Consider the following 19,525-nt stretch of genomic DNA (forward strand, 5'->3'; position numbering starts at 1 on the left):
CCCTGTTCAGTTCCGCCGGAGAACCGTTAGCGTGGGGGCACCTTTGCAAACGCGGGAGCTCGGAGCACCGGGCTGAGAGGGCGCTGACGCGACAGCTGCGCCGACCGCTGAACCTGTTACCGGGTAATGCCGGCGTAGGGAGTGGGTCTCATGACTCAGCAGGATGCACGCATGCGCGGACACGCCACCGACATCGGGTGGCACAAGGGATATGTCACGGGTTCCCGCCCCGACATCCAGGTCCCGGTCCGCCGAGTGCACCTCACCAATGGCCGCGATGTGACGCTCTACGACACTTCCGGTCCGTACACCGACCCCCAGATCGACACCGACGTCCGCCGCGGTCTCCACCCGCTGCGACAGAACTGGATCATCGCCCGCGGCGATACCGAGGAGTACTCGGGCCGTCCGGTCCGGCCCGAGGACGACGGGCTCAAACACACCTCTCCCCGGGGCGGATTGCGCAATCTCGACGCCGTCTTCCCCGGCCGTCCGCGCCAGCCGCGCCGCGGCCGGGACGGCGCCGGGGTCACCCAGCTCGCGTACGCCCGGCGGGGCGAGATCACGGCCGAGATGGAGTACGTGGCCGTACGCGAGAACGTCTCCCCCGAGGTGATCCGGGAGGAGATCGCGGCGGGCCGGGCCGTACTGCCCGCCAACGTCAACCACCCCGAGATCGAGCCGATGATCATCGGCAAGCGGTTCCTGGTGAAGGTCAACGCCAACATCGGCAACTCCGCGGTCACCTCCTCCATCGAGGAGGAGGTCGAGAAGATGACCTGGGCGACCCGATGGGGCGCCGACACGGTCATGGACCTGTCCACGGGGCGCAACATCCACACCACCCGTGAGTGGGTGCTGCGCAACTCCCCCGTGCCCATCGGCACCGTGCCGCTCTACCAGGCCCTGGAGAAGGTCGACGGCAAGGCCGAGGAGCTGACCTGGGAGATCTACAAGGACACGGTCATCGAACAGGCCGAGCAGGGCGTCGACTACATGACGGTGCACGCGGGTGTCCGGCTGCCGTACGTACCGCTCACCGCGCGCCGCAAGACCGGCATCGTCTCGCGCGGTGGCTCGATCATGGCGGCCTGGTGTCTGGCCCACCACGAGGAGAGCTTCCTCTACACGCACTTCGAGGAGCTCTGCGAGATCCTCGCGGCCTATGACGTCACCTACTCGCTGGGCGACGGACTGCGTCCGGGGTCGATCGCGGACGCCAACGACGAGGCGCAGTTCGCCGAACTGCGCACCCTCGGCGAACTCAACAAGATCGCCAAGGAGCACGGTGTCCAGACCATGATCGAGGGGCCGGGCCATGTCCCGATGCACAAGATCAAGGAGAATGTCGACCTCCAGCAGGAGATCTGCGAGGAGGCGCCCTTCTACACCCTGGGCCCGCTCACCACGGATATCGCCCCCGCCTACGACCACATCACCTCGGGCATCGGCGCGGCGATGATCGCCTGGTGGGGCACGGCGATGCTCTGCTACGTCACGCCCAAGGAGCACCTGGGCCTGCCGGACCGTGACGACGTCAAGACCGGCGTGATCACCTACAAGATCGCCGCGCACGCCGCCGACCTGGCCAAGGGCCATCCGGGCGCCCAGGAATGGGATGACGCGCTGTCCGACGCGCGGTTCGAGTTCCGCTGGGAGGACCAGTTCAACCTGGCCCTCGACCCGGACACCGCACGCTCCTTCCACGATGAGACCCTCCCGGCCGAACCCGCCAAGACGGCGCACTTCTGCTCGATGTGCGGGCCGAAGTTCTGCTCCATGAAGATCAGCCGGGATATCTCCGAGCGCTTCGGCTCGGACGGGGCCTCGATGGAGGAGGTCGAGGCGGGGATGCTCCAGAAGTCCCAGGAGTTCGCGGAAGCGGGCAACCGCGTCTATCTGCCGATCGCGGACTGACCTCCCGGGGGACCGGCCGAGCGGTGGAGGCCGCCACGCCTCCACCGCTCAGTGCGTTGCCGCACCCTGCCGGAGTGGACGGTCGGCTTCAGGCGGTCCGGACCTGGCTCCGGAACGGCATCGGCCGGCGGACCGCGGTGAACAACCGGGCCAGCGTGGCCGATCGGCCGCTGTCCGCTGTGTGGGGCGTGATGGCGTTGACGCCCTCCGTGATCCACCGCTCCCAGTGCGGCCGGTCACTGGGCGACAGACGGCCGTGCGCGACGGCCATGTCGAGGATCGTCTTGCCGATCTCATGAGCCATGCTGCCGCCGTTGTACCGGAATCGGCTCTCGATGACGTCCAGATGGCAGACATTCACCGTGCCGCCGGCGAGAGCGGTCGAAATGTTGAGAAACGCTTCAACACCGAAGTCGGCCGGCAGGGGGTGCTGGATGCGTGAAGTCCGAATCGCGCGGAATCCCGTCAGGGAGTTGGCGCCGTGGAAGCCGACTTCGGGAAAGAGTTCAGCGGTGAGGGGTTCATAGATCGTGAACGTGGCGCTCAGTATCGTGCCCGGGTAGTCGTACTCGTAGTCGCCTATCACATGGTCGCCGTTGCCGGATGCCGCCGCTTCGCGGAGCGTGGCCGGTACGTTGGTCTTCGACGAGACCAGGTCGGAGTCGAGAAAGCAGACCCACTCGGTCGTTACGCCGGCAAGAGCGGCGTTCATGGCCGCGCCCTTGCCGCGCGGCCCGAGCAGGACCTCCGCCCCGGCCCTGGCCGCTTCCTCCGCGGTTCCGTCGGTCGAAGCGCTGTCGACGACCAGTACGCGGTCCCCGGGTTGCGCGGCGATGCGTGCCTGCTCCACGATCGATGCCACAGTGGGCTCTTCGTTGTATGCGGGTATGACGAAGGTGAACATCACTTTCCTTTCCCCCGAACAGACTTACGAAGAGTAAGTGTATTGGAAAATGATCTTTGTGACGACGCGGAATATTTCCGTGGGAGGCGGTGTCGGTTGCCGTCAAGGACCGTCGTCCATCGAGGACTTCGCGCCGGAAAGCGCTGTGCGCTCAAGAGGTCGGCCTGACCGTCGATGGCGGACCGTCGATTGCGGACCGGCGTCGGCGGTGGCTTTCACGCGGATTCAGGAGGGTCCGGTGCGGGCCGTCCCGAAGGGGACGTCGATGAGGTAGCGCCAGAAGCCGTCGGGGCCGCGGCGGGCGACGTCGGTCGCCGTGCCCTCGATACGGACCTCGCTGCCGTCGGCCGCGGTGCCCTCCACGGTCCAGTCCACGATCAGGAGGGCCACGTCGCCGACGATGTAGGTATGGCGGGGGGCCACCCGGATCGGCACCCGCAGCCGCTGGAACTCCGCGTTGGCGCGCCGCCGTTCGGCTCCGGTGACGGTACGGCCCGGTTCGGGGGCGAAGGCCGCGCCGGGTTCGTAGACCTGGTCGAGGGCGTCGGGGTCGTAGGTGTTGAAGGCGTCGGCGAAGACATGAGGGTGCGCGGCGGCCTCGGTCGCCAGCCGCACACTGGGAGGATGCGTCATATGGCCAGCCAAGCCCCCGCCGGAGTGGGTCACCAAACGGAAACCCACGCCGATGACCGGGACGACGGGGGTGACTGGGACGACGACCTGGTGCCGAGCCGCTCGGGCCGTACCCGCCGGCCCGAACCGGACTGCCCGGTCGAGGCGGCGCTCGCGGCGGTCTCGGGGCGCTGGGCGACCTTGCTCCTCCGCGAGCTGATGGGCGGTCCGCGCGGCTTCACCGAGCTGCGGGCCCTGCTGCCGGAGCTGTCGCCGAAGGTGCTCAGCGACCGGCTGCGCGCCTTGCGGGAACGCGGGCTGGTGGCGGTGGAGCGGCAGCCCGGCTTCCCGGTCCGTACCCGCTACACCCTGACCGAGGCGGGCCGGGCGCTGCGGCCCCTGCTCATCGAGCTGTATGCCACCGGAGAGGTGCTGCTGCGGCTCACCTCCGCCGCGGCACCGCCCGGTCCGTCGCCGGTCAGGCGGCCTCCAGCCGGTGGACCACCGCTTCGGCCACCGCCTTCGCACTGCCCGGGTTCTGACCGGTGATCAGCCGCTCGTCCTCGACCACATAGGTGTCGAAGGGCCTGGCTGCCGTGCGGTAGTCGGCGCCCAGCTTCGTCAGCTCCTCCTGGAGGCTGTACGGCACCGCGTCCGCGCGCGCCGCCAGTTCCTCCTCCGGCCAGGAGAAGCCGGTCACCCGCTTCCCCCGCACCAGCGGCTGTCCGTCGCTGAGCACCACGTTCAGCAGACCGGTCGCGCCATGGCAGACGGTGGAGACCACCCGGCCGGTCTCGTAGAACCGCGCCATCAGGTCCTCCAGGTCCTGGCTCTGCGGGAAGTCGAACATCACCCCGTGGCCGCCGGTGAGGTAGATGGCGTCGTAGTCGTCCAGGTTCACCTCGGAGACCTTCTTGGTGTCGTCGAGGAGGTCCATGTACTCCCGGTCCGCGTAGCGCTTGCCGGTGCCCAGCTCGCCCAGTACCTCGTGGGACAGGCTCTCCGGGTCGATCGGCACCTTCCCGCCGGACGGACTGGCGATGTCCATGGCGTAACCGCCCCGCTCGGCGACATCCCAGAAGTGGGTCAGCTCGCCCAGCCACAGCCCCGTCCGCATCCCGGTCTTCTCGTACTCGTCCACATTGGTGACGACGACCAGGATCTTCTTCGTCGCAGGCATCCCATTGCCCCTCGTGTCGATGTCATCGATAGAGGCGCGCCTATGGTCAATTCGAGCCTAGACCCGGCGGATTCGGGCGGCAACGCGGCCGGGTGGCCGCTCTGCCGGGGCGGCGTCATGCTGGAACCGTGTCCACATCCGCATGCACCGCCGGGCACCCATGACCGGGCCGGGGGCGACTGCCGGTCGTCTCGAGGGGCGGGTCGCGATCGTGACCGGAGCGGGATCAGGGATCGGACGGGCCACGGCGACCGCGTTCGCGGAGGAGGGCGCGCGGGTGCTGGGGGTCGGGCGGCGGGCGGAGGCCCTCGCCGAGACCGCGGCCTGCCATCCGGGCATCGCCTCGCACCCCGCGGACGTCACCGCGGACGGCTCCGCCGAGGAGGTCGTCCGGGCCGTGCTGGAGCGCTGGGGCCGACTGGACGTCCTGGTCAACAATGCGGGGGTATTCGCGGCGATGCCGCTCGCGGAGGTCACCTCGGCCCGGGTGGTCCGGCTGCTGGACGTCAACGTGGTCGCGCCCAGTGTGCTGGCGGGCGCGGCGCTGCCGTCGCTGCGCACGGCGCGGGGCGCGATCGTCAATGTGTCCAGCACCTTCGGACACCGTCCGCTCGCCGGTGCCGCGCACTACGGTGCCGCCAAGGCCGCGCTGGAGGCGCTGACCCGGAGCTGGGCGCTGGAGCTGGCGCCCGACGGGGTCCGGGTCAACGCGGTGGCCGCCGGTCCGACCGAGAGCGAGGCACTGGCCGCCTCCGGTCTGCCGTTCGCGGTGATCGACCAGATCACCGCGGACGAGGAGGCCCGTATCCCGCTGGGGCGGCGCGGGGACCCGGACGAGGTCGCGGGGTGGATCCTGCGGTTCGCCGACTCCGGGGCGGCCTGGCTCACCGGCCAGGTGCTCACGGTGGACGGCGGGCTGGAGCTCACCTGAGCTCCAGCCCGGCACGGGACACGACGCCGCCCGGTCAGTCCGGCTGGTGCTCCGGGCCGCCGTAGTCCGGGCTGGAGTAGTCCGGACTGCTGTAGCGCGGGCGGGCCTTGGGGCCCTCGTCGTCCGTGCTGAAACCGGGGCGGCTGTACCCCAGGTGCGGGGTCCGGCCGACTGCTTCCGACCGGCTCGGGACATAGGCGTCGGACGCCTTGGCCGGAGCCGACGGATTCGCCAGCGCCTCACGCAGGAAGGGCAGCACACCGCGCTCCATCAGGGCCCGGCGCCACACCTCCCGCGCCTGGTCCAGCTCCTCGAGATCCTCACTGCGCGCCCCGCCCCTGATCGCGCTGGAGCCGTTGCGCAGCGCGGTCAGCAGCAGACCGACCGCGGCGATCAGCATGGCCGCGGCGGCGAGCGCGGCGAAGAACCAGCCCGCGGTGACCATGGGGTGGGCGATGGACGGCGTGGGGTCCAGGACGCTCAGCACATAGCCGACCAGCAGGAAGATGATCGCGGCCGTCCCCGCGAGCACCGGGGCCAGCACGGCGAGCATGGCCACCAGCCCCGCCCCCGCGGCGTCCTGCACCGCCCCGGCCAGGCCCGTGGCGCCGTCCTCCGCCGCCGGGTCCGCGAGCCCCGCGAGGGGACGGGCCGGGGCGGGCTCGCGCAGCCGGGCGCGCGCCGCCACGAAGTCCTGGTACTCGGGCGCGGCGCAGGCCGCTATCGCGGCCGAGGCGCCGAGCGCCATCGTGCGGAGCTGGTCGGCGGTCAGCCGTCCGGTACCGGTAAGGTCCGGATGGAGGTCCGCGGTACGCAGCGCCTCGTCGAGGACGCGCTCGAACTCCGGGCGGTCCTCGATCAGCAGGTGCGGAGTGCTTTTCATGGTGCATCCCCCGATACTCCGTAGGGCCTTGTGACCCGGCGTACACCGGGCCGTCCGGCGGAAACGGAGGAGAGCCTGCGACGGATAGGCCGATGGTAGAGCCGATCCGGCACGAGGTGACAGCAAGTTTCGCGAATTGCTTCCGCGTCGGTGAAACCCTCTATCTTCCCGCGTAAGCGCTCGCTGAACCCTCAGTCGTCCAGCGGAAGTTGCACGACCAGCAGTTTCCCGGCCATCGTGACGCCGCCGTCCATGGCCACGGCGAGCTGATCGGCATAGACATGCGGTCCCTCGACGACCGGCGCGCCGCCGTCCTCGTCGTCCTCGGAGCCGACCTCGCCGAGCAGATACGGAATCGGGCTGTGGCCGTGGACGATGCGCTGTCCGCCGTAGGCGTCGAGCAGTTCGCGGGCGGCCAGCGGACCGGAGTCCTCGTCCCGGAAGGCGAACCGCTTGGTGAACTTGCGGAACATGTCCCAGCACTCATCGGCGTCCCCGCGCTGGAGCGCCTCGGTCACGGCGTCGTTGACCGCCTCGATCGAGTCGCCGTACTCCAGATAGGCGGTGGTGTCGGAGTGGACCAGCAGATGGCCGTCCTCCTCGGCCATCGCGTCCAGCCGGGACATCCACTGGAGGTGGTGGTCCTCCAGCCGCTCCATATCGCTGCGCTGGCCGCCGTTGAGCAGCCAGGCGGCCTGGAAGGAGGCGGTGCCCGCACCGGAGTTGACGGGGGTGTCCCCGAACCGCTTGGCGCCGAGCAGCAGCAGCTCGTGATTGCCCATCAGCGCCTTGCAGTAGCCACCGGCTGCGGCGGCCTCGGCGGAGAGCTGCATGACGAGGTCGATGACCCCGATGCCGTCCGGACCCCGGTCGGTGAAGTCGCCCAGGAACCACAGGCGGGTGTTGCCCGCGGACCAGTTGCCCTTGGCGTCGATCAGGCCCTCGGCGGCGAGTGCCTCGCGCAGCTCGTCGTAGTAGCCGTGGACATCGCCCACGACATACAGCGGGCCGGGCCCCTCGTCCTCGGCGAGCGGCCCCTCCTCGGGCTCGGGCACCGGGGTGAAGGCCACGGTCGGCCGGTCCTGCGGGGGGACCAGCGGGGTGTCCGGGATGGTGTGGCCCGGGCCCATGATGGGCAGCCGCTCGGTCGGTGTGTACTCGCGTGGCGGCGGCGCCTGGGCGGGCGCGGCCGGGGCGGGCTCCGGTGCGGACGGCGCGGGCGCCGGGGAGGCGGGCGCGGGCGCCGGGGCGGGCGCCGGTGACTGACCGCGTGGCACCCGCCCGTGCGCCACGGGCACCGGCGGTGCGGACGGCCCGGACGGCACCGGAACGTGGCCCCCCGGCACGGATGGCAGGGGGGCGGGCGGAACCGCTCCGGGCGGCGTGGACGCCCCGTACGCGGGCACGCGCGGAGTCGCCGCCGTGTTCCCTGCCGTGGCTTCCAGACCGGCCCCCTGAGTCATCGACCCCTCCACCATTGCGCCGCCGTGCCACCTTGTGGACCTTGCCTGGTCGACGGCGGTCCGCGGTGTCGTCCGCCCATCATAGGAATGACGGTGAGGGCTTGTGACGCACCAGGGGGCTGTCAATCGGTACTCGATCCTGCTCGGGCGGACTTTTATCCCGGATTGGCCCGGTAGGGGAAGTCCATTGGCCCCAGGTCCTGCTCGGGTCATCCTTGAGTCGCTCTCAGATCAGCCTCCGGCACGGCTGCGCGGCGCGCTGACCGTCGTACGGGGCGGGCGGCGCTGTGACGACGCCCGCACCATCAATTCCGTGGGTATGACCTGCTCCACCGGTTGGTCGGTGTCGACCCCCTCGATGGCGTCGATCAGCAACTGTACGACCGCGGTGCCGATCCGGCGCGGTTTGAGGGAGAGCGTCGTGACGGGCGGCTCGGTGGTCCGGTAGACCGCGGACTCGCTGCAGCACACCAGCAGCAGGTCCTCCGGGACGCGCAGACCGTAGCGGCGGGCGGCGGCGAGCAGATCGGTGCCGTTGGGGTCGAAGAGGCCGTAGACCGCGTCGGGGCGGTCGGGCCGGGCGAGCAGCCGGTCGGCGGCCACGGCCCCGGCACAGGGGTCGTGCGCGGGGTACTCCTCGTAGACCGGGTCCTGGCCCACGCGCTCGCACCAGTCCAGATAGGCGGTGGTGGAGAGCCGGGTGTAGGTGTCGGTGGAGGTTCCGGTGAGCAGACCGATCCGGCGGGCCCCGGCCTCGGAGAGGTGGTCCAGCAGCCCGAACACGGCGGCCTCGTGGTCGTTGTCCACCCAGGCGGTGACCGGGAGGGTGCCGGCCGGACGGCCGTCGCTGACCACCGGGATGCCCTGGCGGAGCAGTTCGGTGACGACCGGATCGTGGTCGGAGGGGTCGATCACCACCGTGCCGTCCAGCGCGACGTTGGACCACACGTCGTGACGGGAGGTGGCGGGGAGGATGACGAGGGCGTAGCCGCGGGCCAGCGCGGCGGAGGTGGCGGCCCGCGCCATCTCGGCGAAGTAGGCGAACTCGGTGAAGGTGAAAGGTTCATCCCCGTACGTGGTCACGGTCAGGCCGATCAGGCCGGACTTTCCGGTACGGAGGGTGCGGGCCGCGGCGGACGGGCGGTAGCCCAGCCGCTCGGCGACTTCGCGGACATGGCGGCGGGTGGCGTCCGGGAGCCGGCCCTTGCCGTTGAGCGCGTCGGAGACGGTCGTGATGGAGACCCCGGCGGCGGCGGCCACGTCCCGGATGCCCGCCCGCCCTAACCGGCGGCCGGTCGACCGGCTCACCTGGTGCTTCCCTGCTGCTGTCATGGCCAGCCGATAGTAGGGCGCGCGCGGGGAGTCTGCGCGAATTCGCCATCGGTATTCGGAAGGCACGTTTCTGCATGAGCGCTTTCCTCAATCCCCTTGGAAGTGAAGCCAGTTGAGGGATTCGGAGGATTTCTCATCGCCTCTGGCATATCCACGCCTGCTGATTGCTCCATGTCTCGAAGAGGTCTCAACTCACCTTCACGGGTGACGCGCGCCACGGCGCTCGCCACCGGCGCGCATCCAAAAACGGGGCGCTCCCCCCGTTCACCGCGCGGGCCCGGGCGGCGGCTACGCGGACCGCTCCGGCGGGTACGCGGGACGGGGGAATCCTCATAAGGTGTGCAGTATTGCCGTGCGCGCCCGCTGCGCACGGGACGCGACGGGATGGGTCGAGGAGGACTGTCGGTGACCGAGAAGAGCCCCAAGCTGCGCGCCGCGCTGGATGACGTTCCGACGTACAAGCCCGGCAAACCGGCTGCCGCGGGCGGCCCGCGCGCCTTCAAGCTGTCCTCCAACGAGAACCCGTATCCGCCGCTGGCCGGGGTGCTGGAGTCCGCGGTCGGCGCGGCCGCCTCCTTCAACCGCTACCCCGACCTGGCGTGCACCGGGCTGATGGCCGAGCTGGCGAGCCGGTTCGACGTGCCGCTGGACCACCTGGCCACCGGGACCGGGTCGGTCGGCGTGGCCCAGCAGCTCGTCCAGTCCACGGCCGGACCGGGGGACGAGGTGATCTACGCCTGGCGGTCCTTCGAGGCCTATCCGATCATCACGCAGATCGCGGGGGCGACCTCGGTACGGGTGCCGCTGAACGAGGCCGAGGAACACGATCTGGACGCGATGGCGGCCGCGATCACCGACCGGACACGGCTGATTTTCGTCTGTAACCCCAACAATCCGACCAGCACCGTGGTGCGCCGGGCCGAGCTGGAGCGCTTCCTGGACCGGGTGCCGTCCGATGTGCTGGTGGTGCTGGACGAGGCGTACATCGAGTTCATCCGGGACGACCGGGTGCCGAACGGCATCGAGCTCTACCGGGACCGGCCCAATGTCTGTGTGCTGCGCACCTTCTCCAAGGCGTACGGCCTGGCCGGGCTGCGGGTTGGCTTCGCGATCGCCCATGAGCCGGTCGCCGCGGCCCTGCGCAAGACGGCGGTGCCCTTCGGCGTCAGCCAGCTCGCCCAGGACGCGGCGGTGGCCTCCCTGCGCAGCGAGGACGCGCTGCGCGAGCGGGTGGACGCGCTGGTGGCGGAGCGCGCCCGGGTGCGGGAGGCGCTGACCGGCCAGGGCTGGACGGTCCCGGACTCACAGGCGAACTTCGTGTGGCTGCGGCTGGGGGAGCGGACGGCCGATTTCGCGGCGGCGTGCGAGGCGGCGGGTGTGGTGGTGCGGCCGTTCCCGGGTGAGGGGATGCGCGCGACCATCGGTGAGCGGGAGGCCAACGATCTCTTCCTGACCGTCGCCGAGCGGTTCCGCAAGGAGCTCTGAGCCCGGCGGTCCGGGCGCCCGGACCCGGCGCTGTCAAGGGGTTCACCGGCCCCTGACCGAAGCGCAAAGGATATCCCTACGTACCCCCTTCGCCCCCTACCACCCCCAGGTGGGAGGGGGCGAAGGCATGTGCGATGATTGCTTGTGAATGTGAATACGTTCACAAGCTCCCCCCGGGGGTGCAGGCAAGACCGTAAGGAGAGATCCGTGAATCTGGCTCTGGCGCCGGAGTCGCTAGCGCGATGGCAGTTCGGAATCACCACCGTCTACCACTTCCTCTTCGTCCCGCTGACGATCTCTCTCGCCGCGATCACCGCCGGTCTGGAAACCGCCTGGGTCCGCACGGGCAAGGAGAAGTACTTCCACGCCACCAAGTTCTGGGGCAAGCTCTTCCTGATCAACATCGCGATGGGGGTCGTGACCGGCATCGTGCAGGAGTTCCAGTTCGGTATGAACTGGTCCGACTACTCGCGCTTCGTCGGTGATGTCTTCGGCGCCCCGCTGGCGATGGAGGCGCTGCTCGCCTTCTTCTTCGAGTCCACCTTCATCGGGTTGTGGATCTTCGGCTGGGACAAGCTGCCGAAGAAGATCCACTGCGCCTGTATCTGGATCGTCTCGCTCGGCACGGTGCTGTCCTCGTACTTCATCCTGGCCGCCAACTCCTGGATGCAGCACCCCGTCGGCTACACGATCGACAAGGCCACCGGGAAGGCGCAGCTCACCGACATCTGGGCGGTGCTCACCCAGAACACCACCCTGGTCGTGGTCTTCCACACGCTCACCGCGGCCTTCCTCACCGGCGGCGCCTTTGTGATCGGTATCGCCTCCTTCCACCTGTGGCGGGCCAAGCGCGCCACGCTGCGCGGTGAGCGGCTGAGCGAGAAGCGCACCCAGCAGATCGGCGCCATGCGCAGCTCGCTGCGGGTGGGTCTGGTGATCGCCGTCATCGCGGGGCTCGGTACGGCGATCAGCGGTGACCAGCTCGGCAAGGTGATGTTCGAGCAGCAGCCGATGAAGATGGCGGCGGCCGAGGCGCTGTGGGAGACCCAGGCGCCCGCCCCCTTCTCGGTCTTCGCCGTCGGCGATGTCGGTGAGGGCCACAACAGCGTGGAGCTGGAGGTGCCCGGACTGCTCTCCTTCCTCTCGCACAGCAACTTCACCGACGCGGTGCCCGGGATCAACGACATCGCCCGCCAGGAGGCCGCCGCCTACGGCGGTGAGCCCGAGGACTACATCCCCAGCATCTTCATGACCTTCTGGGGATTCCGGCTGATGATCGGCTTCGGGATGACCTCGTTCGCCGCCGGACTGATCGGACTGTGGACGACCCGCCGTAAGCGATGGCTGGACCCCGCGTTCCGCACCGGTGAGTACGAGGTGCCGCGGCTGATGCTCACCAAGAAGCGCGAGATGAGCCCGCTGTTCACCACCTGGTCCTGGCGGATCGGCATCCTCACTATGGGCTTCCCGCTGATCGCCAACTCCTTCGGCTGGATCTTCACCGAGATGGGCCGCCAGCCCTGGGTGGTCTACGGCCTGATGAAGACCTCCGACGCGGTCTCCCCCGGGGTCGGCCAGACCGAGGTGCTGATCTCACTGGGCGTCTTCACCCTCCTCTACGGGGTGCTCGCGGTGGTCGAGATACGGCTGCTGGCCAAGTACGCCAAGGCTGGACCGGACACCGACGAGAAGCCGCCCGCGAAGGACCCCAGGCTGCGGCTGCCCTCCGGCGGCCCGGGCGGCGGGGCCGCCGACGCCGAGGCCGACGCGGATGCCGACAAGCCGCTGACCTTCGCGTACTGACGGACCGCTGACGGATCGCGCGGACGAGACGAGTGGAAGAGAGCTGAGAGAGCCATGTCACCGGACCTGCACGACATCTGGTTTGTGCTGATCGCCTTCCTCTGGACGGGCTACTTCTTCCTCGAGGGCTTCGACTTCGGCATCGGTGTGCTGACCAAACTGCTGGCGCGCGACCGCACCGAACGCCGGGTGCTGATCAACACCATCGGCCCGGTGTGGGACGGCAACGAGGTGTGGCTGATCACCGCGGCCGGGGCGACCTTCGCCGCCTTCCCCGACTGGTACGCCACGCTCTTCAGCGGTTTCTATCTGCCGCTGCTGGCCGTCCTGGTCTGTCTGATCCTGCGCGGCGTCGCCTTCGAGTACCGGCACAAGCGGCCCGAGGAGCGCTGGCAGCGCAACTGGGAGAACGCGATCTTCTGGTGCTCGCTGCTGCCCGCGTTCCTCTGGGGTGCCCTCTTCGCCAATCTGGTGCGCGGGGTGCCGATCGGCTCGGACAAGAACTACACCGGCGGGCTGATGGACCTGGTCTCCCCGTACGCCGTACTCGGCGGTGTGATGACCCTGGTGCTCTTCACCTTCCACGGCGCCGTCTTCGCTGCGCTCAAGACGACCGGTGACATCCGGGTCAGGGCGCGGCGCCTGGCGGGTGTGCTCGGCCTGGCCACCGTCGCGGTCGCCCTGCCGTTCCTGGTCTGGACCCAGGCCCACAGCGGTAACGGGCGCAGTCTGGTGGCCATGGTGATCGCCGTTCTGGCCCTGGCCGTGGCGCTGGTGATGAACCGGCGTGGACGGGAGGGCTGGGCGTTCGCCCTGTCCGGGGTGACCGTGGCGGCGGCGGTGGCCATGCTCTTCCTCGCGCTCTTCCCGGACGTCATGCCGTCCTCGCTCGATCCGCGGTGGAGTCTGACGGCGGCCAACGCGGCCTCCAGCCCCTACACGCTGAAGATCATGACGTGGGTCGCGGTCATCATGGCGCCGCTGATCATGGCCTACCAGGCGTGGACGTACTGGGTGTTCCGCAAGCGGATCGGTACCCAGCACATCCCCGAGCCGAGCGCTCACTGAGTCTCGCGGGAGGGCGTGTTTCACGTGAAACCAATCGACCCCCGGCTGCTGCGGTACGCACGGGCCACCCGGTTCTTCCTCGCCGCCTCGGTGGCGCTGGGCCTGGCCGGAGCGGGTCTGGTCATCGCGCAGGCGATGCTGATCGCCGAGGTGGTGGTCGGTGCCTTCCAGCGCGGTGCGGGCGTGGACGCGCTGACCCGCCCGCTGATCCTGCTGGCCGTGGTCGCCACCGGCCGGGCGGCCGTCTCCTGGCTCACCGAGCTGGCCGCCCACCGGGCGAGCGCGGCGGTCAAGTCGGAGCTGCGGGTACGGCTGCTGGACCGGGCGGTCCGGCTGGGGCCGGACTGGCTGGACTCACGGCGTACCGGTGAGCTCACCACCCTGGCCACCCGGGGGATCGACGCGCTCGACGACTACTTCGCGCGCTATCTGCCGCAGTTGGGTCTCGCGGTGGTGGTGCCGGTGGCGGTGCTCGCCCGTATCGTCACCGCCGACTGGATCTCCGCCCTGGTGATCGTGGTGACGCTGCCGCTGATCCCGCTGTTCATGATGCTGATCGGCTGGGCCACCCAGGGGCGGATGGACCGTCAGTGGCGGCTGCTGTCCCGGCTCTCCGGGCATTTCCTCGATGTGGTCGCCGGACTGCCGACGCTCAAGGTCTTCGGGCGGGCCAAGGCCCAGGCCGAGTCGATCCGCACGATCACCGCCGACTACCGGCGGGCCACCCTGAAGACCCTGCGGCTGGCCTTCCTCTCCTCCTTCGCCCTGGAGCTGCTCTCGACGGTCTCGGTCGCGCTGGTCGCGGTGGGCATCGGAATGCGGCTGGTCCACGGCGAGATGGAGCTGTACACCGGGCTGGTGGTGCTGGTGCTGGCGCCCGAGGCGTATCTGCCGCTGCGGCAGGTCGGCGCGCAGTACCACGCGGCCGCCGAGGGACTGGCGGCGGCGGACGAGGTGTTCGCGGTGCTGGAGCGTGAACCGTCGGCCGGGGGGCGGACGAGTGCCCCCGATGCCCGGGAGGCCACGCTCACCGTCGACGGACTGGTCGTCCGCCATCCCGGACGCGGTGAACCGTCCCTGTCCGCGACGTCGTTCGCGCTGCGGCCCGGGGAGACGGTCGCCGTCGTCGGCCCCAGCGGCGCCGGGAAGTCCACCCTGCTGAACGCCGTGCTCGGTTTCGCGGAGCCGTCCGCGGGCCGGATCCTGCTCGGGGGGCAGGATCTGAAGTCGCTCGACCCGGAGAGCTGGCGGCGGCAGATCGCCTGGGTGCCGCAGCGGCCGTACCTCTTCGCCGGGACGATCGCGGAGAACGTCCGGCTGGCCCGGCCGGACGCCGATGACTCGTCCGTACGGGCCGCCTTGCGGGACGCGGGCGCGCTCGACTTCGTCACCGCGCTCCCGGAGGGGACCGCGACCCGCCTCGGTGAACTGGGTTCCGGTCTGTCCGCGGGGCAGCGCCAGCGCATCGCGCTGGCACGCGCCTTCCTCGCCGACCGGCCGGTGCTGCTGCTGGACGAGCCGACGGCCAACCTCGACGGGGAGACCGAGGCGGCGGTCGTGGCGGCGGTCCGCCGCCTGGCGGCCGGCCGCACGGTTCTGATGGTGGTCCATCGCCCGGCCCTGCTGCCGCTGGCCGACCGCGTGCTGAGCCTGCCGGGCGGGGACCTGGCGGCGGGCATCGGTGAGGCGTCGGCCGCCGTGGCCGTCGGTGCGGTGGCGCATGACGCGGACGTGGTGGAGGACGCGCGCGGGTCCGGTGCGGGCGACGCGCTCGGGCGGACCGGCCGCGACGCCGATGGCGCCGCGGGCGCCGTACCCGCCGCAGGGGCGGCCGGGTCCCCGCGTGACGAGACACACGGGGTGGCGGACGGCGCGGCGGCGGGGGCCCCAGCCGCCACCGGGGAACGGCCCGGCACAGACCGCGCCGTCGCGTCCGGTGTGCTGGCGCGGGTGCGGGCGACCGCGCGCGGATCGCGGGGGAGGTTCGCGCTCGCGCTGCTGCTGGGCAGTCTGGCGCTGGCCAGCGCCGTGGGGCTGATGGCCGTCTCCGGCTGGCTGATCTCACGGGCCGCGCAGCAGCCGCCCGTGCTCTATCTGATGGTGGCGGTCACCGCGACCCGGACGTTCGGGATCGCCCGGGCCGTCCTCCGCTATGCCGAGCGCCTCGTCTCGCACGACGCCGTGCTGCGCGTCCTGGCCGATCTGCGGGTCGCCGTCTACCGGCGGCTGGAACGGCTGGCGCCCGCCGGGCTCGGCCGGACGCGGCGCGGCGATCTGCTCTCCCGGCTGGTGGCCGATGTGGACGCCGTGCAGGACTACTTCCTGCGCTGGCTGCTGCCCGTGGCCACCGCCGTGACGGTCGCCGTGGCATCCGTCGGGTTCACCGCGTGGGTGCTGCCCGAGGCCGGGGCGGTCCTGGCCGCCGGGCTGCTGGTGGCCGGGGCCGGAGTGCCCCTGGTCTCCGGGGCGTTCGCACGGCGGTCGGAACGGCGGCTGGCGCCGGTGCGCGGCGCGCTGTCCGCCGAGGTCGTGGATCTGCTCTCCGGAACCGCGGAGTTGACGGTCGCGGGCGCGCTGCCGCGCCGTCTGGACGCGGTGCGCAGGACCGACGGGGTACTGACCCGGATCGCCCGGCGCGGTGCTGCCGCCACGGGTGTGGGCGCCGGGCTCTCTGCGCTGGCCTGCGGACTGACCGTCGCCGCCGCGGCGTGGGCGGGGGTGGGCGCCGTGGCGGACGGGCGGATCCAGGGGGTGTGGCTGGCCACCGTCGTCCTCATTCCGCTCGCCGCGTTCGAGGCGGTCGCGGGCCTGCCGCTCGCGGTGCGGCACCGGCAGCGGACGCGGCGGGCCGCGGAGCGACTGTACGAGGTGATGGACGCCCGGCCGCCGGTGCGCGAGCCGGACGCGACGGTCCGGCAGGAGGCACCGGACGCGCCCTTCCCGCTGGTGCTGCGCGGGGTCACCGCGCAGCACCCGGGGCGGCGGACGCCCGCGCTGGACGGTTTCGACCTGGAGCTGACCCCGGGCCGCCGGATCGCCGTCGTCGGCCCGTCCGGCGCGGGCAAGACCACGCTGGCCCAGGTGCTGCTGCGGTTCCTGGACACCGGATCCGGTACGTACACCCTGGCGGGACGGGACGCGACGGCCCTGGACGGGGACGCGGTACGGCGGCTGGTCGGGCTCTGCGCCCAGGACGCGCACGTCTTCGACAGCTCGCTGCGGGAGAACCTGCGGCTGGCCCGCCCCGGGGCGGACGACGACGCGCTGCGCGCCGCGCTGGCCGCGGCCCGGCTGCTGGACTGGGTGGACGGACTCCCGGACGGCCTGGACACGATGGCCGGTGAACTGGGCGCCCGGCTCTCCGGCGGCCAGCGGCAGCGGCTCGCCCTGGCCCGTGCGCTGCTGGCGGACTTCCCGGTCCTGGTGCTGGACGAGCCCGCGGAACATCTGGACCTGCCGACGGCCGACGCCCTGACCGCCGATCTGCTCTCCGCGACCCGCGGCCGGACCACGGTACTGATCACGCACCGGCTGACCGGTCTGGAGGCGGTCGACGAGGTGATCGTGCTGGACGGCGGCCGGGCCGTACAGCGCGGCACCCCGCATGAGCTGGCCACCGCCGACGGCCCCTTCCGCCGTCTGCTGGCCCGCGAAGCCGCGGAGGCCCGCCTCGCGGCGGGCCCGGAAGCGAAGACGCGGCGGATCCCGGTACCCACCCCCGTCTGACCCACATCGCGCCCGCCCCGGGCGGGCCCCCGCGCTGTGGGGGTTCCGCCCGTGCCCGCGGGTCGTGCACCCCGGCGGGGGCCGAGGCCCGGGCCCGCATGCCCCGCGCCGGACGCGCGGTTCCGCGCCCCCGGAGCCGATACCGCCTGACTTCGTGGCGGGCCCGTCGGCCCCGACGGGCCCGCCACGGCGGCGTGAGCCCGTGCTCCGGGGCTGAAGGCACCCGGCGTCTGGGCAATCGTCGCGCCGACGTACGGCCTGTGCGTGCAGCTTCGGCCGTGGCCCGGTGGCGGGCCGGGGGTGCGCGCCGCGGGCGATGTGACCCCGTGCCTCGGGGCGGATGCCGCCCGGCGCTCTGGACGACCGTCGTGCCTGCATACGGCCTGCGCGCCTGCTGCGGCCGCTGTCCTGTGGCGGGCCCGGGGGCGCGCCGTGGGCGGTGAGGTGTCCCGCCGGCGGGCCGGGGCGCTCGGGGCCGTCCGCCCAGCGGCCCTGCCGTCCGCCCGGCCCTGCCGCCCGGCGGCGGGGTCGGGCGGCATTCATTACGCTCGATGCATGGTGGCCGCAGCCCCCACTCCGGATCCCCTGGAGGTCGCCGCGGAGGCGACCCGCGGGCTCCGGGGCCTGTCCACCGAGCTGACCGCGCGGCTGCCCCGGCTGCTGGAGGCGATGCGCTCCATCGGCACCGGGCTGGAGCTGCGCACCGTACTGGACCGGATCGCGGAGACCGCCGCCGAGCTGGCGGCGGCGCGCTGCGCCGTGATCGGGGTGAACGACGCCGCGGGCCAGGGGCTGGCCGGAGTGGTCAGCTACGGCGCCACCGAGGCGGACCGGGAGCGGTGCGGGGCGCTGTTCGCCGGGCTGCCGCCGGGGGCGCATCCGGCCGGGTTCCTGCTGGACCACCCGCTGCCGCACGCGTTCATCGGGGTGCCGATCCGGGTCGGGGAGGAGACCTTCGGCCATCTGTGCCTCGCCGAGAAGCGGGGCGGTGGCGAGTTCACCGTCTCCGATCTGCACATGGTCAAGGTGCTGGCGACCGAGGCCGGGATCGCGATCGGCAACACCCGGTTCCACGAGGCCACCCGGCAGCGCGAGCGGTGGATCGAGGGCTCGGTGGCGGTCACCCACTCCCTGCTCTCCGGCGACGCCGAGAACGCGTTGGCCGTCGTCGCGGAGAAGGCCCGTCAGCTCGCGCGGTCGGCGGCGGGGGTGGTGCTGCTGCCCGAGGCGTCCGGGGGGCTGCGGATCGTGGCGGCGGACGCCGATGATCCGTCGGCGCTGCTCGGCACCGTCCTCCCGGCCCGGGCCCCGGCCGTACCGCGGCTGCTGGCCGGGAAGCCGGTGTTCCTCGACGACCCGTCAGCCCGTCCGCGGCTGATCACCGGGGTGCTCGGCCGGTACGGACCGGCCATGATGCTGCCGCTGAGCGGTGGTGACCGGGTGCTGGGGGTGCTGGCCACTCCACGCGCGCCCGGCGCGCCTGCGTTCACGGCCGCGGAGCGCACGCTCGCCGTCCAGTTCGCGGCGCAGGCCGCGGTGGCGCTGGTGCTGGCCGAGGCGCAGCGCGACCGTGAGCGGGTCGCGGTGCTGGAGGAGCGCGACCGGATCGCGCGGGATCTGCACGACCTCGTCATCCAGCGGCTGTTCGCGACCGGGATGACGCTGGAGAGCGCCCAGCGCCGGTCGGCCGCGCCGGAGGTGCGGGAGCAGATCGAGCGGGCCGTGGAGGAGTTGGGCGCGGCCATCCAGGAAGTGCGGACGGCGATCTTCACACTGCGTCAGAACCCTTCGCAGCCGCCCGCCGGGCTGCGCGCCCGGGTCCTGCGGGAGGTGGGGGCGGCCGCGGTGCCGCTGGGGTTCCAGCCGTCGCTGAGTTTCGTGGGAGCGGTCGATACGGGGGTCGGCGAACCGGCCGGGGCGAATCTGATCGCGGCGCTGCGTGAAGCGCTGTCCAACGTCGTCCGGCACGCCCGCGCGGGGCGTGTCGAGGTGGTCGTGGACGCGACCGCGCGGCTCGCGCGGGGACGGGCCGGGGTGCGGCTGAAGGTCGCTGACGACGGGGTGGGTACTCCGGCGGGCGGACGGCGCAGCGGCTTGGCCAACTTGGCGCGCCGGGCCGAGTCGTTGGGCGGTGCGAGCCGGGTGGGGCCGGGGCTCGGTGCGGACGGCGGTGGCACAGCGGTGGTGTGGGAGGTCCCGCTGTAGCCGGATCGGCGGTACG

Annotated in this window: 14 protein-coding genes; 8 read left to right on the forward strand and 6 right to left on the reverse strand. The window is 71.7% G+C overall.

Translation table 11 applies throughout. The features are described 5' to 3' along the window. Nucleotides 1-150 precede the first annotated feature (150 nt). A complete protein-coding gene (gene thiC / locus NMK44_RS22795) occupies nucleotides 151-1,917 on the forward strand; it encodes a phosphomethylpyrimidine synthase ThiC (RefSeq protein WP_254745951.1) in 1,767 nt (588 codons plus the stop codon). Between the two features lie 88 nt (nucleotides 1,918-2,005). Here thiC and NMK44_RS22800 read toward each other — a convergent pair whose 3' ends face one another. Beyond that, nucleotides 2,006-2,821: a glycosyltransferase family 2 protein gene (locus tag NMK44_RS22800; RefSeq protein ID WP_254745953.1), complete on the reverse strand. Its 816-nt coding sequence runs from the start codon at nucleotides 2,819-2,821 to the stop codon at nucleotides 2,006-2,008. Nucleotides 2,822-3,046: 225 nt separating this feature from the next. Then, a complete protein-coding gene (locus tag NMK44_RS22805) occupies nucleotides 3,047-3,454 on the reverse strand; it encodes a YybH family protein (RefSeq protein WP_254745955.1) in 408 nt (135 codons plus the stop codon). Here NMK44_RS22805 and NMK44_RS22810 point away from each other — a divergent pair, their 5' ends adjacent. Continuing rightward, entirely contained in the window at nucleotides 3,455-3,982 is a 528-nt protein-coding gene (locus NMK44_RS22810; protein WP_254745958.1) for a winged helix-turn-helix transcriptional regulator, read from the forward strand. On the opposite strand, the gene NMK44_RS22815 is transcribed toward NMK44_RS22810, so the two are convergent. Beyond that, on the reverse strand, nucleotides 3,912-4,613 hold the full coding sequence (locus tag NMK44_RS22815) for a type 1 glutamine amidotransferase domain-containing protein (RefSeq protein WP_254745960.1): 702 nt from the start codon (nucleotides 4,611-4,613) through the stop codon (nucleotides 3,912-3,914). The two genes, NMK44_RS22810 and NMK44_RS22815, sit on opposite strands and share 71 nt — an antisense overlap. Before the next feature lie 211 nt (nucleotides 4,614-4,824). Between NMK44_RS22815 and NMK44_RS22820 the strand changes: the two genes are divergently transcribed. Continuing rightward, complete coding sequence (locus NMK44_RS22820; protein WP_374215322.1) at nucleotides 4,825-5,544, forward strand: SDR family NAD(P)-dependent oxidoreductase; 720 nt, start codon at nucleotides 4,825-4,827, stop codon at nucleotides 5,542-5,544. Between the two features lie 34 nt (nucleotides 5,545-5,578). Here the strand turns inward: NMK44_RS22820 and NMK44_RS22825 are convergent, their stop codons facing one another. The 3 genes from NMK44_RS22825 to NMK44_RS22835 form a co-directional block, all read right to left on the reverse strand. Beyond that, entirely contained in the window at nucleotides 5,579-6,427 is an 849-nt protein-coding gene (locus NMK44_RS22825) for a hypothetical protein (RefSeq protein WP_254745964.1), read from the reverse strand. Nucleotides 6,428-6,618: 191 nt separating this feature from the next. Next, nucleotides 6,619-7,890, reverse strand: coding sequence for a metallophosphoesterase (locus NMK44_RS22830; RefSeq protein WP_254745966.1), 1,272 nt, complete (start codon nucleotides 7,888-7,890; stop codon nucleotides 6,619-6,621). A 231-nt stretch (nucleotides 7,891-8,121) separates the two neighbouring features. Continuing rightward, nucleotides 8,122-9,222, reverse strand: a complete 1,101-nt coding sequence (locus NMK44_RS22835; RefSeq protein ID WP_254745968.1) for a LacI family DNA-binding transcriptional regulator — start codon at nucleotides 9,220-9,222, stop codon at nucleotides 8,122-8,124. A 405-nt stretch (nucleotides 9,223-9,627) separates the two neighbouring features. Between NMK44_RS22835 and hisC the strand changes: the two genes are divergently transcribed. The 5 genes from hisC (at nucleotide 9,628) to NMK44_RS22860 (ending at nucleotide 19,509) form a co-directional block, all read left to right on the forward strand. After that, entirely contained in the window at nucleotides 9,628-10,707 is a 1,080-nt protein-coding gene (gene hisC / locus NMK44_RS22840) for a histidinol-phosphate transaminase (protein ID WP_254745970.1), read from the forward strand. 207 nt (nucleotides 10,708-10,914) lie between these two features. Continuing rightward, entirely contained in the window at nucleotides 10,915-12,510 is a 1,596-nt protein-coding gene (locus NMK44_RS22845; RefSeq protein ID WP_254745972.1) for a cytochrome ubiquinol oxidase subunit I, read from the forward strand. Nucleotides 12,511-12,564: 54 nt separating this feature from the next. After that, nucleotides 12,565-13,578, forward strand: coding sequence for a cytochrome d ubiquinol oxidase subunit II (gene cydB, locus NMK44_RS22850; protein ID WP_254745974.1), 1,014 nt, complete (start codon nucleotides 12,565-12,567; stop codon nucleotides 13,576-13,578). Between the two features lie 24 nt (nucleotides 13,579-13,602). Beyond that, the gene (cydD, locus tag NMK44_RS22855; RefSeq protein ID WP_254745976.1) at nucleotides 13,603-17,304 is read left to right on the forward strand and encodes a thiol reductant ABC exporter subunit CydD; all 3,702 of its coding nucleotides are present in this window, start codon (nucleotides 13,603-13,605) and stop codon (nucleotides 17,302-17,304) included. A gap of 555 nt (nucleotides 17,305-17,859) precedes the next feature. Next, nucleotides 17,860-19,509 (forward strand): sensor histidine kinase, encoded by a 1,650-nt coding sequence (locus tag NMK44_RS22860; RefSeq protein ID WP_254745978.1) that lies wholly within the window; start codon nucleotides 17,860-17,862, stop codon nucleotides 19,507-19,509. Nucleotides 19,510-19,525: the final 16 nt, after the last annotated feature.

The organism is Streptomyces cucumeris, from assembly GCF_024295805.1.
GTDB classification, from domain to species: domain Bacteria; phylum Actinomycetota; class Actinomycetes; order Streptomycetales; family Streptomycetaceae; genus Streptomyces; species Streptomyces cucumeris.